At 45.4% G+C, this 14,741-nt stretch carries 13 protein-coding genes and 1 other annotated feature; all 13 genes read left to right on the top strand.

Annotated elements, in window-relative coordinates:
- Positions 1-58 precede the first annotated feature (58 nt).
- The 13 genes from mdh (at position 59) to dnaI (ending at position 14,424) form a co-directional block, all read left to right on the top strand.
- Positions 59-1,000 (top strand): malate dehydrogenase, encoded by a 942-nt coding sequence (gene mdh, locus ACSW3C_RS01705; RefSeq protein ID WP_486560538.1) that lies wholly within the window; start codon positions 59-61, stop codon positions 998-1,000.
- A gap of 175 nt (positions 1,001-1,175) precedes the next feature.
- Positions 1,176-1,652, top strand: a complete 477-nt coding sequence (locus ACSW3C_RS01700) for a MaoC/PaaZ C-terminal domain-containing protein (RefSeq protein ID WP_486560537.1) — start codon at positions 1,176-1,178, stop codon at positions 1,650-1,652.
- 16 nt (positions 1,653-1,668) lie between these two features.
- Positions 1,669-2,382 (top strand): response regulator transcription factor, encoded by a 714-nt coding sequence (locus tag ACSW3C_RS01695; RefSeq protein WP_486560535.1) that lies wholly within the window; start codon positions 1,669-1,671, stop codon positions 2,380-2,382.
- Positions 2,379-3,788 carry a two-component system histidine kinase PnpS gene (gene pnpS / locus ACSW3C_RS01690; RefSeq protein WP_486560534.1) on the top strand — a complete coding sequence of 470 codons (1,410 nt, stop codon included), beginning with the start codon at positions 2,379-2,381 and terminating at the stop codon, positions 3,786-3,788. The genes ACSW3C_RS01695 and pnpS overlap by 4 nt, the downstream gene beginning before the upstream one ends.
- Before the next feature lie 255 nt (positions 3,789-4,043).
- Complete coding sequence (gene hflK / locus ACSW3C_RS01685) at positions 4,044-5,012, top strand: FtsH protease activity modulator HflK (RefSeq protein ID WP_486560533.1); 969 nt, start codon at positions 4,044-4,046, stop codon at positions 5,010-5,012.
- A complete protein-coding gene (gene hflC, locus ACSW3C_RS01680) occupies positions 5,012-6,016 on the top strand; it encodes a protease modulator HflC (RefSeq protein WP_486560532.1) in 1,005 nt (334 codons plus the stop codon). The genes hflK and hflC overlap by 1 nt, the downstream gene beginning before the upstream one ends.
- Positions 6,017-6,108: 92 nt before the next feature.
- The gene (polA, locus tag ACSW3C_RS01675; protein ID WP_486560531.1) at positions 6,109-8,733 is read left to right on the top strand and encodes a DNA polymerase I; all 2,625 of its coding nucleotides are present in this window, start codon (positions 6,109-6,111) and stop codon (positions 8,731-8,733) included.
- Between the two features lie 9 nt (positions 8,734-8,742).
- Complete coding sequence (gene mutM / locus ACSW3C_RS01670) at positions 8,743-9,615, top strand: bifunctional DNA-formamidopyrimidine glycosylase/DNA-(apurinic or apyrimidinic site) lyase (protein WP_486560530.1); 873 nt, start codon at positions 8,743-8,745, stop codon at positions 9,613-9,615.
- Between the two features lie 11 nt (positions 9,616-9,626).
- On the top strand, positions 9,627-10,229 hold the full coding sequence (gene coaE, locus ACSW3C_RS01665) for a dephospho-CoA kinase (RefSeq protein WP_486560529.1): 603 nt from the start codon (positions 9,627-9,629) through the stop codon (positions 10,227-10,229).
- A 114-nt stretch (positions 10,230-10,343) separates the two neighbouring features.
- Positions 10,344-11,366 carry a glyceraldehyde-3-phosphate dehydrogenase gene (locus ACSW3C_RS01660; protein WP_486560528.1) on the top strand — a complete coding sequence of 341 codons (1,023 nt, stop codon included), beginning with the start codon at positions 10,344-10,346 and terminating at the stop codon, positions 11,364-11,366.
- A 239-nt stretch (positions 11,367-11,605) separates the two neighbouring features.
- Positions 11,606-12,070 (top strand): transcriptional regulator NrdR, encoded by a 465-nt coding sequence (nrdR, locus tag ACSW3C_RS01655; protein ID WP_238082535.1) that lies wholly within the window; start codon positions 11,606-11,608, stop codon positions 12,068-12,070.
- Positions 12,071-12,112: 42 nt separating this feature from the next.
- Entirely contained in the window at positions 12,113-13,477 is a 1,365-nt protein-coding gene (locus ACSW3C_RS01650) for a replication initiation and membrane attachment family protein (RefSeq protein WP_486560526.1), read from the top strand.
- A 2-nt stretch (positions 13,478-13,479) separates the two neighbouring features.
- Positions 13,480-14,424, top strand: a complete 945-nt coding sequence (dnaI, locus tag ACSW3C_RS01645; RefSeq protein ID WP_486560524.1) for a primosomal protein DnaI — start codon at positions 13,480-13,482, stop codon at positions 14,422-14,424.
- Between the two features lie 74 nt (positions 14,425-14,498).
- Positions 14,499-14,733: a binding site (T-box leader), on the top strand.
- Positions 14,734-14,741 lie beyond the last annotated feature (8 nt).

The raw sequence follows: 14,741 nt of genomic DNA, 5'->3' as shown, positions 1-14,741 counted from the left end.
AGTGGGAAATCTTTCCCCTCTTGCTTTTTTTATTTTGATCAGAAAAGGAGAGTTTGCCATGACAATGAAACGAAAAAAAGTCTCAGTCATCGGATCTGGATTCACCGGAGCGACCACCGCATTTCTTCTTGCCCAAAAGGAGCTGTGTGATGTAGTCCTCATGGACATCCCTCAAATGGAAGATCCGACAAAAGGGAAAGCGTTAGATATGTTGGAAGCAGGTCCAGTACTAGGGTTTGATGCAAACATTACAGGAACATCCGACTATGCTGATACGAAAAACTCAGATCTTGTCATCATTACGGCAGGAATCGCCCGTAAACCGGGCATGAGCCGGGATGATCTTGTCCAAACGAACCAGAAGGTCATGAAAGCTGTGACGAGCGAAGTTGTTACGCATTCTCCAGAAACGACGATCATTATTTTGACAAATCCAGTGGATGCCATGACGTACACTGTATATAAAGAATCTGGATTACCGAAGGAACGTGTCATCGGACAATCCGGTGTATTGGATACAGCGCGCTTCCGGACATTTGTAGCGCAGGAGTTGAATCTCTCAGTAAAAGATGTGACGGGCTTTGTACTGGGCGGCCATGGTGATGACATGGTGCCTCTTGTCCGCTACTCAGCAGTAGGCGGCGTTCCTTTGGAAAAATTGATCCCGGGTGATCGATTGCAGGAAATTGTGGATCGGACCCGGAAAGGCGGAGCAGAAATCGTCAATCTTCTTGGCAACGGATCTGCTTATTATGCACCGGCCGCATCACTCGTAGAAATGGCTGAGGCGATATTAAAGGATCAAAAACGCGTCCTCCCTTCTATTGCGTACCTGGAAGGGGAATACGGAATGGACGGTATTTATCTCGGTGTTCCGACAGTTCTAGGCGCAGGGGGAATTGAAAAGATCATCGAACTTGAATTGACGGATGAGGAAACAGCCGCTTTAGCAAAGTCCGCCGATTCGGTCCGAGCAGTCATGGAAGTCCTGGCAGACTAAATGCTTCCATATGTTTAACGTTGTAAACTTGATTGTTAAGCTATTGTAAAATCGGGCAGGCAAGCTGCTCGATTTTTTTTACTTCTCTCATTTTTATTGATACACTCAAAGTATCGGATGAGCTTACACCGTAATTTTTGAAATCGATTGTATCTTGAAGTAAGGGGGAACCAAGTTGTTATTAGGGAAAAAACGTAGGATCGGACGGAAGGTTGATGAAATTACATCAGGGGAAAAACTGAAGTTGACTGAGAAGATCGAGGATAAGGATTTACTTTTATATTTGGGATTGACGAATGATGCTAATCCATTATACGTTCAGCATGACTATGCCTCGAGAACATCTTTTGATCGACCGATTGTGCCAACAATTATGCTGACAGGCATTATTACGTCAGCGATCTCAAAATACTTGCCTGGCCCTGGCTCTCATGTTATTGAACAGCATCTGTCCTTCCCTAAACAAGTCTATCATTATGAGACAATTGAATTCCTTTTTGAGGTCATACGAGTCGAGCTCGATCAAAATGCGGTTACGTTAAAAATAGAAGCCGTAGACGAAGAGGGAGATGCGGTCATTACAGGAACAATCGTCGTCATACCTCCAAGACTGGAAGACAATTTAACATCACAAGCAATGGAGAACTTCTAAGAGATAGATGGAGGAGATGAGAATGGTAGAAAAGAAAGTGTTGATCGTAGATGACGAGCAACCGATCCGAACTTTGCTGGAATACAATTTAAAACAGTCCAATTTCGATACGTATGTGGCGGTCGATGGGGTAGAAGCGATCGAAATGGTTAAAACGGTTCAGCCGGATTTGATTTTACTGGATTTAATGCTTCCGAAAATGGATGGAATTGAAGTGTGCAAGCTGCTCCGGCAGCAGGATGTCAATGTCCCGATCATCATGCTGACAGCCAAAGGGGAAGAGCCGGATAAGGTGTTAGGACTGGAAATTGGCGCAGATGATTATATGACAAAACCGTTTAGCCCCCGTGAAGTGATCGCCAGGGTGAAAGCAGTGTTAAGACGTACGGGCGATCGTCCGGATTCCGGCCGACCTGAATCAACGCTGACGTCCGGGCCAATCAAAGTTCACCCAGAGCAGTATGAGGCTTATCTTCATGAGGAGCCACTAGAATTTACACCAAAGGAATTTGAGCTTCTTGTTTATTTTATTAAAAATAAAAATCGTGTCCTGACTCGTGACCAATTGCTGAGTGCCGTTTGGAATTATGATTTTGCAGGAGACACGAGAATTGTCGATGTGCACGTCTCCCATCTTCGTGAGAAGATAGAAGAGAATACAAGGAAGCCGGTATTCATTAAGACAGTGAGAGGCATCGGATACAAATTCGAGGAGCCGAAAGAAAAATGAAAAGCTTACATACCCGGCTCGTCATTGCAAATGCGGTCATGCTTTTCATCTTGCTTACTGGTTTAGGACTCGTCCTCGGCCAGTTTTTTCAATTCTTTCCGAAAGATCTTCATGATGTCCATGAAGACAAGTATAGGCTTTTCCTCGTGATCGTCCTTACGGTTGCCGGACTTATGTATTTTTTCGTTTCCTACCGTGTTTTCCGGCAATACAGTAAATCAATCGATCAAGCATCCGCCACTGCCATGCGAATTGCAGGCGGTGATTATTTGGCAAGGACGCCAATTGCTGAACAGGAAACCAATGATGTTCTCGGTATTGCCATTAATCAAATTGCGAGAAACTTACAGGAGGTTTCCATTTTACGGTCGATGGAAAAGGAACGGCTGAAAACATTAATTGAAAGTATGGGCAGCGGATTACTCATGTTTGGTAGAGAGGGCTCGGTCAATCTGCTGAATGGCGTCTTTGAAAAAACATTCGGATTCACATCTGAAGAGCTGATCGGAAAAACGTTCAAAGAAATTGAACTCCCTTCTGACATCAAGGAGCTAATCGAAGATGTTTTCATGACCGAGCAAGCTCACGAAAAACAAGTAAGAATCGACAATGGGCATGCCATCTACCACTTAAGCGTGTATGGAGCGCCCGTAATCGGACGACATGGGAATTGGTTAGGGATTATCATTGTCATGCATAACATAACTGAGTTAATACGGCTGGAAGAAGTTCGAAAGGACTTTGTCGCAAATGTGTCCCATGAATTGAGGACTCCGATTACCTCAATTAAAGGATTTGCTGAGACCTTGTTGGATGGGGCGCTTGAATCTCCTGAAGTGGCAAGCGAATTCCTGGGCATTATCTTGAAAGAAAGCGACCGATTAAAGTTGCTGGTCGATGATTTATTGGAGCTCTCCGGCATTGAGCAGGAAGGTTTCCAGATTTCATTGCAGCCGATCGTTTTGGCATCCGTTCTCGAAGACGCCATTAAAATTGTCTCAGGATCGATGGAGAGGAAGCGGATGGCGGTTCAGCTGCAAGTCGAACCTGGTATTCGAGTGCTGGCGGATCGGGATCGATTCATTCAAGTAATGGTGAACCTTCTTACAAATGCTATTAATTACTCGAAAGAAGAAACGACAATAACAGTTGCGGCAAAAAAATTGGAAAATGAAGTGACCATACAAGTGAGAGACGAGGGAATAGGAATCTCACCGTCCGAACTTCCACGCTTATTCGAACGGTTTTACCGGGTCGACAGGGCGCGAAGCAGGGAATCTGGCGGCACCGGGTTAGGCCTTGCCATCGTCAAACATTTAATCGAAGCCCACCACGGACACGTCACTGTTCAAAGTGCAGTGGGCATCGGAACTACCTTTACAATTCATCTTCCTCTGTTGAGATAATGAAAGAAGGTTTTCCTTGTCTTCAATTCGGCACTTTTCGAAGAAGCTGGAAATGGAGAGTAGAATTACGGTATTGCTAGAAACAGTCGCGGCTAACGTCGCGGCCTTTCTAGCGTTTCTTTATTTTCTCACCAAATGTTCCTTGATGAAAACCGCTATGTTAGTCCATGATGTCTTGAATGTAAACAAATTATTGAAACCTCTTGGTAACTTAGCCGTATAAAAGACTAGATACATAGAAGAGGGGGCAATATTATGAGCACACGCCGCATACGAGTTCTTGTCGGCATGATATTGGCAGCTGTTGTTCTGTTGTTAGTGGCATTTTCAACGTGGTATACCGTTGATGAATCGGAACAGGCCGTTGTCATTACGTTCGGAAAAGCCGATACGCCGGTGACAGAATCAGGACTTCATTTCAAGTTGCCGTGGCCGATCCAGCAAGTTGAAAAATTATCGAAAGAGACATTCAGTCTTCAGTTCGGCTACAAGCAAGATCAGAGTGGAGAACTCGTATCATACGATAAGGAAACCAAAATGATTACAGGGGATGAGTATATCGTCCTGGCTGATCTCATTGTCCAATGGAAAATAACAGATCCGCAGAAGTACTTATTCAGTTCCCAAAACCCGCAGGAAATCCTGCATGATGCCACTTCCGCTTCCATCCGTTCGATCATCGGCAGTTCAACGATCGACGCGGCTTTGACGGACGGTAAAGCTGACATTGAAGCGAAAACACGCGAACTATTAACATCTCTGATGTCCACATATGATATTGGGATAGCGGTGCAAGGGGTTAAATTGCAAGATGTAGAGCTGCCTAACGCAGATGTCCGAGCCGCTTTCACAGCCGTTACAGATGCGCGTGAAACGAAAAACACGAAAATCAACGAAGCTAGAAAATATGAGAACCAGCGAAAAAATGAAGCACAAGGTGAGAAGGATGCGATCAAATCACGTGCCCTCGGACAGAAAAAGTCCCGGGTGGAACAGGCGCTAGGGGATGTCGCCCTATTCAATGATTTGTATGGGGAGTATAAAGATAATAAAGCCATTACCCGCCAGCGACTTGTCATTGAAACGCTTGAATCCGTTCTTCCGAAAGCGAAGATCTATATTATGAATGATGAGGGCGAAACGCTAAAATATTTACCTCTGCAGCAGATGGAGACCCAAACACCACCGCCGGCTGAACAGAAAACGGAAGGAGGAGGCAACTGATGTCGAATGAAAACAATCCTTTCAAAAGCATAGAAGAAAAGTTCCTGGAAAAACAGCGGGCTAAACAGCAGAATCAGAAGACCACGAATGCGAAAGTAATCACCCCAAAACAGCCAGTAAACATGAAAAAATATGTGAAATTGGCTATCTACTTAACAGCAATTTTTGCTATCCTCGTTATTTTACTTGCGAATGTATTTATCGTAAGGGAAGACGAATATCGGGTTGTCCGTCAATTTGGAGAGATTACCCGAATTGTCGATGAGCCGGGACTGAATATGAAAATCCCTTTCATACAAACAGTTTCGACCTTACCGAAAAACCAGATGACGTATAATGTCTCGGAAGCAGAAATCAGTACGAAAGATAAAAAACGTATCATCATTGATAATTATGCGATTTGGAAAATCACGGACCCATCGAAGATGATTGCTAATGCTAGAAATATCATCAATGCGGAAGCACGGATGGAAGAATTCATCTATTCAGTTGTCCGAAATGAAATGGGCCAGCTTCAATATACGGATATCGTCAACGATGAAGATTCGTCCCGCGGCAGCTTGAATGACCGGGTAACTGAAAAAGTGAATGCCTTTTTAGAGGAAGGGAACTTCGGCATCGAAGTCATCGACGTTCGGATGAAACGGATCGATTTGCCGGAAGAAAACGAGCACTCTATTTATACGCGGATGATTTCCGAGCGTCAATCGACTGCCCAATCGTATTTATCCGAAGGGGATGCAGAGAAACAACGAATTGAAGCAGAAACAGACCGGGAAGTGCAGGAAATGCTCGCTACCGCCAAGAAAGAAGCGGCTATCATCCATGCAGAAGGAGAAGCCGAGGCTGCAAAAATATATAACAATGCATTCTCAAAAGACCCAGAGTTTTATAATTTATACCGAACTTTGCAGTCATACACTAAGACGATCGGCGAAGATACTATGATCATTTTGCCGGCAAATTCACCGTACGCGAAGATATTAACAGGTTATATCGAGTGATAGTTGACGTCATTTTCATTTACTCTTACCGAATGGTAAACTAAATGAAAATGACTTTTTTTTATTGGAATGAACGAGGGAGTGGAATCAATTTGACGAATCAGAAGATTGTCTTGTTGGATGGAAATAGTTTGGCGTATCGCGCCTTTTTTGCATTGCCGCTGTTGACAAATGATACCGGCATCCATACGAATGCGGTGTACGGCTTTACGATGATGCTGCAAAATATTTTGTCGGAGGAGAAACCGACGCATATGCTCGTTGCGTGGGATGCGGGGAAAACAACGTTTCGTCATGCGACATTCAGTGAATACAAAGGCGGACGGCAAAAGACGCCACCTGAGCTTTCGGAGCAGTTCCCCTACCTTCGCAAGCTGCTGGAAGCGTATCAAATCCCGCAGTATGAACTTGATTCCTTTGAGGCAGATGATATTATCGGCACGCTGAGCAAGCAAGGGAATGAAGATGGATACGAAGTTGTCGTTATCTCAGGCGATAAGGATTTGACCCAGTTGGCAAGTGAGCATACAACGGTCTGCATAACGAAAAAAGGGATCGCAGAGATGGAACGATACACGCCGGCGCATGTGATGGAGAAATACGGCATCTCACCCGAACAAATCATTGATATGAAAGGTCTTATGGGTGATGCATCCGATAATATCCCGGGGGTGCCGGGTGTCGGAGAAAAAACAGCGCTTAAGCTTTTGAAGGAATATGGCACAGTCGAGAAACTGTACGAATCACTGGATGAGGTTTCTGGGAAGAAGCTGAAAGAGAACCTGACTGAAAATGAAGACCAGGCTATCATGAGTAAAAAATTGGCGACGATTGAAGTGGATGCTCCCATAGAAATTTCGCTAGGCGATCTTTCATATGCCGGACCTGATAACGATAAAGTGAAGACGATCTACCAGGAATTGAAGTTTAAGACATTGCTTGAAAAATTGGAGCCTGGCGCTTCTGTACAGCCTAAAAATGAGATCCATGTCCTTCTGAAAAATGAAATTACGGATGAGGATTTAAAAGATGAAATGGCTCTTCACGTCGAAATGATGGATGAAAACTATTTGTCTGCGGTTATTGAGGGTTTTGCCCTGTCCGATGGCAATCAGACCATGTATATTCCGTACGAGACAGCGATTGGATCCGAGGATTTTAAAGCGTGGCTCCGGAATGAGCAAGTGAAAAAGTATGCATCGGACTCGAAAGCGGCCTATGCCTCTCTGGCATCTAGAGGAATACCAATCCACGGACTGGAATTCGATCTTCTGCTTGCCGCTTATATTTCCAATCCCTCTGCAACGTACACAGATGTTGCATCAGTAGCGGAGGAGCTTGGATACCACGACGTGGAGCCGGACGAGCAAGTATACGGAAAAGGCGCTAAAAAAGCTGTTCCGGATGTACAGCGGCTTGCGGAGCATGCCGGCAGAAAAGCAGAAGCCATCTGGGCACTTAAGCCGACGCTCGAAGAAAGACTCCAGTCAAATGAACAATTCGACCTGTATTATAAACTTGAAATGCCGCTGGCCATCATTCTAGGCAAAATGGAGTCAACAGGCGTCAAGACTGATTTGGCTACTTTGCGTGATATCGGTACCGAGCTGTCCAGGAGGCTCAAGGAATTAGAGAATACGATCTATGAAATAGCCGGGGAGAAGTTCAATATCAATTCTCCTAAACAACTGGGGGTCATCCTGTTTGAGAAGATGGGGCTGACGCCAATCAAAAAAACGAAAACGGGGTATTCCACAGCAGCAGATGTTTTGGAAAAATTAGCGAGTGAACATGAGATCATCGAATTTATTTTGCTCTATCGCCAACTAGGGAAATTGAATTCCACTTATATTGAAGGGTTAACAAAGGAAATCCATGAAGACGGCAAAATTCATACCCGTTTCCAACAGGCATTGACGCAGACAGGGCGGCTCAGTTCCATTAATCCGAACTTGCAAAACATCCCGATCCGTCTGGAGGAAGGGAGAAAAATCCGGGCTGCTTTTGTTCCATCTGAGCCTGGATGGGTCATGTTTGCAGCAGATTATTCCCAGATTGAGCTTCGCGTGCTCGCTCATATGTCGCAAGATGAGAAACTGATGGAAGCATTCAAGGAAGGCGAGGACATTCATACGAAAACAGCGATGAATGTGTTTAAAGTGGACAAGGACGGGGTCACATCGGATATGCGGAGATCCGCTAAAGCGGTCAACTTCGGTATCGTCTATGGAATCAGTGATTATGGACTGTCGCAAAGCTTGAATATTACGAGGAAGGAAGCTGCTGAGTTCATTGATACGTATTTATCCACCTTCCCTGGCGTCAAGCAATATATGGAAGATATCGTAGCGGATGCGAAGATGAAAGGATATGTCACGACCCTTCTGAATCGAAGAAGGTATTTGCCGGACATCACAAGTTCCAATTTCAACTTGCGCAGTTTTGCCGAACGGACGGCTATGAATACACCGATCCAAGGGACAGCTGCCGACATTATCAAAAAAGCGATGATTGATATGGATCAGCGGCTTGCGGCAGAAGGGCTGCAAACGCGGATGCTCCTGCAAGTACACGATGAACTGATTTTCGAAGCGCCTGAGGAAGAACTGGAAACATTGAAAGTAATCGTACCGGAAGTGATGGAATCCGCGCTGCAACTCGATGTGCCATTGAAAGTCGAGTGGGCGTACGGGTCATCCTGGTACGAAACGAAGTGAGGGATTACTATGCCGGAATTACCGGAAGTGGAGGGGGTTGTCCGGTCGCTGGCGCCGGTATCCACAGGGAGGATCATTGATTCCGTCAAGATTTCGGAAACGGTGTTGTCCTCCAAACAGATTGGGAAAGAAGCTATTGTAAAAGGCATCACAATTGAAGATTTTATTGCGGAGATGGCGGGGATGAAAATCCTCGCTTTAACCCGAAGAAGCAAGTATATCTATTTTCATGTAGAACGAAATGGAGAACCCTTTTTGCTTGTGAACCATCTTGGAATGACGGGTGCTTGGTTTGTTGTCAATTCCTTTGACGATATTGCGGAAGACCGGTTCAGGAAACATGTTCATGTGACATTTCATATGGCGGACGGCGGACTTCTTGTCTACTCGGATATCCGCCGTTTCGGCGAATTGCGTTTATTGAAAACGGAATCGGATTACCCGCCTTTATTGGAGATGGCACCAGAACCATTCAGCGAGGAAGCATTACCACATTTTCTTGCCATGTGCGAGACGCCGAAGTACGCACGGAAACCGATCAAAGAAGTCATCATGGATGGCCATGTCATTTCGGGTTGCGGAAATATTTATGCGACAGAAGCGTTATATACGATGCGGATCCATCCGAACCGGAGTGCCGGCAGGATTAGCAAAGAGCGCAAAATCCAATTGTTCCAGGCCATTGTCAATGTGCTGCAAGAAAGCATTCGGGCAGGCGGCAGTTCCATTTCAGATTATCGGAACATTAACGGCGAAGCCGGGACGATGCAGGAGCGGCTCAAAATGTATGGCAAGAAATTTTGCCCTGAGTGCGGTACAGGAACAAAGAGTTTGAAAATCGGGGGCAGGACTTCCGTCTATTGCCCATCATGCCAACATTAGAGGGTGACAAAATGATTATTGGATTGACTGGAAGCATCGCCAGCGGAAAGAGTACGGTGGCGGCCATGCTGAGGGAAAAAGGGTATCCAATTGTTGATGCGGATGAAATCTCAAGGCTTGTAGTAGAGCCGGGGAGTCCTGTGCTCAGTGAAATTGAAGAAGTATTTGGGAAAGAAGTCATCTTGGAGGATGGCCAATTAAACCGTGCTAAACTGGGCGATCTCATCTTCAACGATATTGAAAAGCGCCAGCAGTTGAATGGCATCATTCATCCGGCTGTCCGCAAAGAAATGTTACGGCAGAAAGAGGAATGGATCGCCAAAGGGGCTTCGACTGTCATTATGGACATCCCCCTGTTATTTGAAAGCCGATTACAGCCTTTTGTCGATTCGATTCTTGTCGTTTCGGTTTCAAAGGATTTGCAGAAATCTCGACTGATGGCGAGGAACGGCTTGTCCGAAGCCGAAGCGGAATCCCGGATTTCCTCCCAATTGCCGATGGAAGTGAAGAAACGGGGAGCAGACGCAGTGATCGATAATAATGGGACGCTGGAAGAGACGAAACGCCAGCTTGACGCCGTTTTAACGGAGTGGAAAGCAGAACCTCTATTCTGAAAAGTGGAACATTGTTATTCTTTTCACAAAGTCTATACTCCTGCATAATATGTGTTATACTAATGAACGGATATAAGTTAAAAAGTATAACATACATGCGGGAGGATTTATTTCATGACTACTTCGATAGCTATTAATGGGTTTGGACGGATCGGCAGGATGGTTTTCCGTCAAATGATGATGGATGATGAAGTCAATGTTGTAGCGGTTAATGCTTCATATCCGGCTGAAACGCTAGCCCATTTAGTTAAGTATGACACAAATCATGGCGCCTTCGACGGAGAGGTCGTAGCCGAAGAAGATGCACTCGTTGTAAATGGCAAAAGAGTCAAGTTGATCGCAGAACGGGATCCTTCAAAATTGCCATGGAAAGAGCTTGGCGTGGATGTTGTCGTGGAAGCGACAGGCGTATTTAATTCACGTGAAAAGGCCGCTCTGCACTTGGATGCGGGCGCCAAAAAAGTCATACTCACAGCACCGGGGAAAAACGAAGATATTACCATCGTTCTTGGTGTGAACGAAGAGAAATTGGATATAGAAAAGCATGATATCATTTCTAATGCAAGCTGTACGACAAACTGTCTCGCTCCAGTCGTAAAAGTGCTCAACGATACGTTCGGCATTGAAAACGGATTGATGACAACTGTGCATGCCTACACAAATGACCAGAAAAACTTGGACAACCCGCATAAGGATTTACGCCGTGCACGTGCCTGCGCACAGTCGATCATCCCGACTTCAACTGGTGCAGCGAAAGCGCTAGCGCTTGTTTTGCCTGAATTGAAAGGGAAAATTCACGGAATGGCACTTCGTGTTCCAACGCCGAATGTTTCCCTAGTCGATCTTGTTGTCGACTTGAAACAAGATGTTACAGTGGAAGATGTAAATGGCGCATTCAAAAAGGCAGCTGAAGGGGAAATGGCCGGCATCCTTGCTTTCACGATGGAACCATTAGTATCTGTTGATTTCAATACGACAACGGTTTCAGCAACGATTGACGGATTAACAACAATCGTCATGGGCGATCGCAAAGTGAAAGTGTTAGCATGGTACGATAATGAATGGGGCTATTCTGCGCGTGTCGTTGAATTGACGAAGAAAGTAGCAAATGCATTGAAAGAAAAAGTGAATGCATGAGCTCCCGTTAGGCATGTATTGTATTAGGAAATAGCCGACATTGATAGACTCTGAATGAAAATTAACCTAGCAGATGGAAGGTTCGCTGCTAGGTTTTTTATCTTGTAAATAAAGCTAGTAGAATGGATTCCAGAAAATGTGAGTGGCGAATTTAGTCGAAACTTCGCAATGACAAATATATTTTCCCTTCCGGTTCTGTTATAATGTAGGGTACTAAACGGAAATGCGGAGGAACAATTATGATATGTCCAGCTTGCCACTTTAACGGTACCCGGGTTATCGATTCCAGGCCGGCAGAGGAAAACCGCTCCATCAGGCGACGCCGGGAATGCGAGAATTGCGCTTACCGATTTACGACGTTTGAGAAGGTGGAAGAGATGCCTCTAGTCGTTGTGAAAAAGGATGGCACCCGGGAAGAGTTCAATGGAGAAAAACTACTGAGAGGCTTGATCCGTGCTTGTGAAAAACGGCCGGTTGAGTTGACCTCTTTGAAAAATATCGTCTATCTCATCGAAAAAGAGTTGAGAAGCGCCGGCATCGTCGAGATCAACTCGAAAGATGTCGGAGAAATGGTCATGGAAAAACTGGCGGATGTCGATGAAGTGGCCTATGTCCGATTTGCTTCGGTCTATCGCCAATATAAAGATATTACCGTCTTTATAGAAGAACTGAAAAACTTGCAAAACAAGAAGGACCGTCAATAGGATTGGAATAACGATAATGTAAGAAGGAGGCAACGATTTCGGATGCTCTATAAAGAACTTCAGCCTGTCGATACGTATAAAATAAAACTGTCGCATCCGTTCTCGGACTATGACCGCCAGCTTCTGACGTTGTTTTATCAACCGCTGATCGGCCCGGAGGCCATGAGCCTGTTCTTAACGCTTTGGGCAGATGCCGAGCGGGATAAAGAGAGCGAGTACAACCACTATCATCTTATGAATGTGCTGACGATGCCGCTAGGGAAAGTTTTCGAATCCCGTCTGTCCCTGGAAGGGATCGGTCTGCTTCGGACCTATTGCAAACAGCTGACAGACGATCGTGCATTCATCTATGAACTGCTGACGCCGTTGGATGCAAAATCCTTTTTTGCAGATCCGCTTCTTTCCACCTTCCTGTTCAGCAAAATCGGCGAGCAGGCATACCGGGGCTTGCTTACCCGCTTTGCCTCCGATTTGCCTGTAGAAGATTCGTATGAAGAAGTATCCCGGACGTTTTTGGATGTGTACAAGCCGATCCGTTACGGCGTACCTGATGATTTATCGGATGAGTCCGGACTCCAAAGCCGCTCAAAGTCGACCGGTATCCCTTTTGCTGATTCAGGTTTTGATTTTGGTATGTTACGTGCCGGACTATCTGAGCAGATGGTGCCCAGTTCTTCACTTTCCACCGTATCGAGGGAATTGATCGAAAAGCTGGCGTTCCTCTACTCATTTACACCGCTTGATATGCAAAAAGTGATCATGATGGCATTAGACGACAATCTGAAAATACCAGAAGAAAGATTGCGGAAAGCGGCAGTCGATTTTTATAAAATGAACCGGTCCACACAAGTGCCGGTGTTGGAGAAAGTGTTCCAACAGGCAACTGTGGAAGAAGAGAAACCTGTTAAAAACATGACGCAGGAAGAAAAATTTATCCATGACATGGAAACGACATCACCCGTTGAAGTTTTGAGAGGGTATACAGGAAGCGAGCCTCTTTCAGTTGACGTCCAGCTGGCTGAAAAACTGATCAATACGTATGGTTTTCCGATTGGCGTCGTCAATGTCCTGCTAAACTATGTCATCATCCGCAATGACGGTAAAATTACGAATAATTTTGTGGAACGGATTGCCTCGACTTGGCGCAACAAGAAAGTGAAAACCGCGAAGGAAGCGATGGAGCTTGCGCGAGCTGAGTCTGATCAATACCGCAATTGGCTGAAAGATGGACAAAAGAATACAAACAGGCGAAACCCGGTCCGCGAAGAGAAAGTGCCTGAATGGTTCAAGGAAAATAAAGAGCGGGAGACGCAAAAGGAACAACCAAGTTCAGAAGATCCGGCGATTGAAGAAAAGCGCCGAGAACTGCTTGCTAAATTAGAAGCGATGAAAAGTGGGGTGAAATAATAATGGAACGTATCGGCAATGCGATGAAGCGGGTCATCAATGCACCTGCATTGACTGCCAGGTATGACCAACTTCGAAATGAAGTGCTTGAAAATGAAGAGGTTCAACAATTTCTGGAAGAGAACTCACAATACATTGACAAGTCTGTTGTGGATAAAAGCATCGGCAAGCTGTACGAATTCGTTACTTCCTCCCATAAATGCGAAAGCTGCCCGAATCTGGAAGGCTGCATTAATGTAATGAAAGGCTATGAGCCGAAATTGATCCTGACCGCGAATTACATTGATCTAGATTACGTCATTTGTCCGAATAAACAAATCGATGACGAGCGCAGGAAAGTTTCCAAAATGATTGAGAGCATGCATATGCCGAAAGATGTCATGGAGGCCAGGCTGCATGATGTGGATTTGACGCATGATAACAGCAGGCTGCAAGTAGTTGAAGCGGCAGCACGTTTTATCAATGAATACGAGGAAACAGGAAAGCTTCCGGAGAAGGGTCTCTATATACATGGTCCGTTCGGTACGGGAAAATCGTTTATCCTCGGCGCGCTGGCCAATGAATTGGCCAATCGTCAAATACGGACGGTTGTCGTCTATATACCCGAATTTTTAAGGGAAATGAAACAATCCATCCAAGATCAGACATTGAATGAGAAAATCGACTTCGTCAAAAAAGCGCCGGTTCTCATGCTGGACGATTTTGGGGCCGAATCGATGTCCGCATGGGCGAGGGATGAAGTGCTAGGAACGATTTTGCAATACAGAATGGCGCAAGAGCTTCCGACGTTTTTCACTTCAAACTTCACACTCGATGAGCTTGAGCACCATCTGACATATACCCAGCGCGGGGAAAAAGAAGAAGTGAAAGCAGCCCGTCTGATGGAACGGATTCGGATCATTAGCTCGCCAATCGCACTTCGTGGAAAAAACAGAAGAAGATCTTGATGCATTTTGTGAATTCCTATCACAATGGCTTGATTTTTAGGCAGAGCACATTTATACTAATTTGTATTAAATGATAAAATGTGAAGATGAGGACAACTATCGATTCGTCATCCTACAGAGAACGGGGTCATCGGCTGGAAGCCCCGCAGGACAGAAAATCGATGGACCACCTCGGAGCAGCGACGGGGAAATGAGTATCCGTCGACGGTACCGGCCCGTTAGCCGATTGGAAAGCTTCGTCTTTCCGGCCTTTCTGTGCCGGAGGGAAGGAAGAAGGGTGGAACCACGAACATACGCTTCGTCCCTTTATAGGGATG

The sequence above is a fragment of the Sporosarcina sp. AD_1 genome (genome assembly GCF_057373025.1).
The sequence above is the reverse complement of the archived record's forward strand: the minus strand, read 5'-3'. Positions and strand labels throughout refer to the sequence as shown.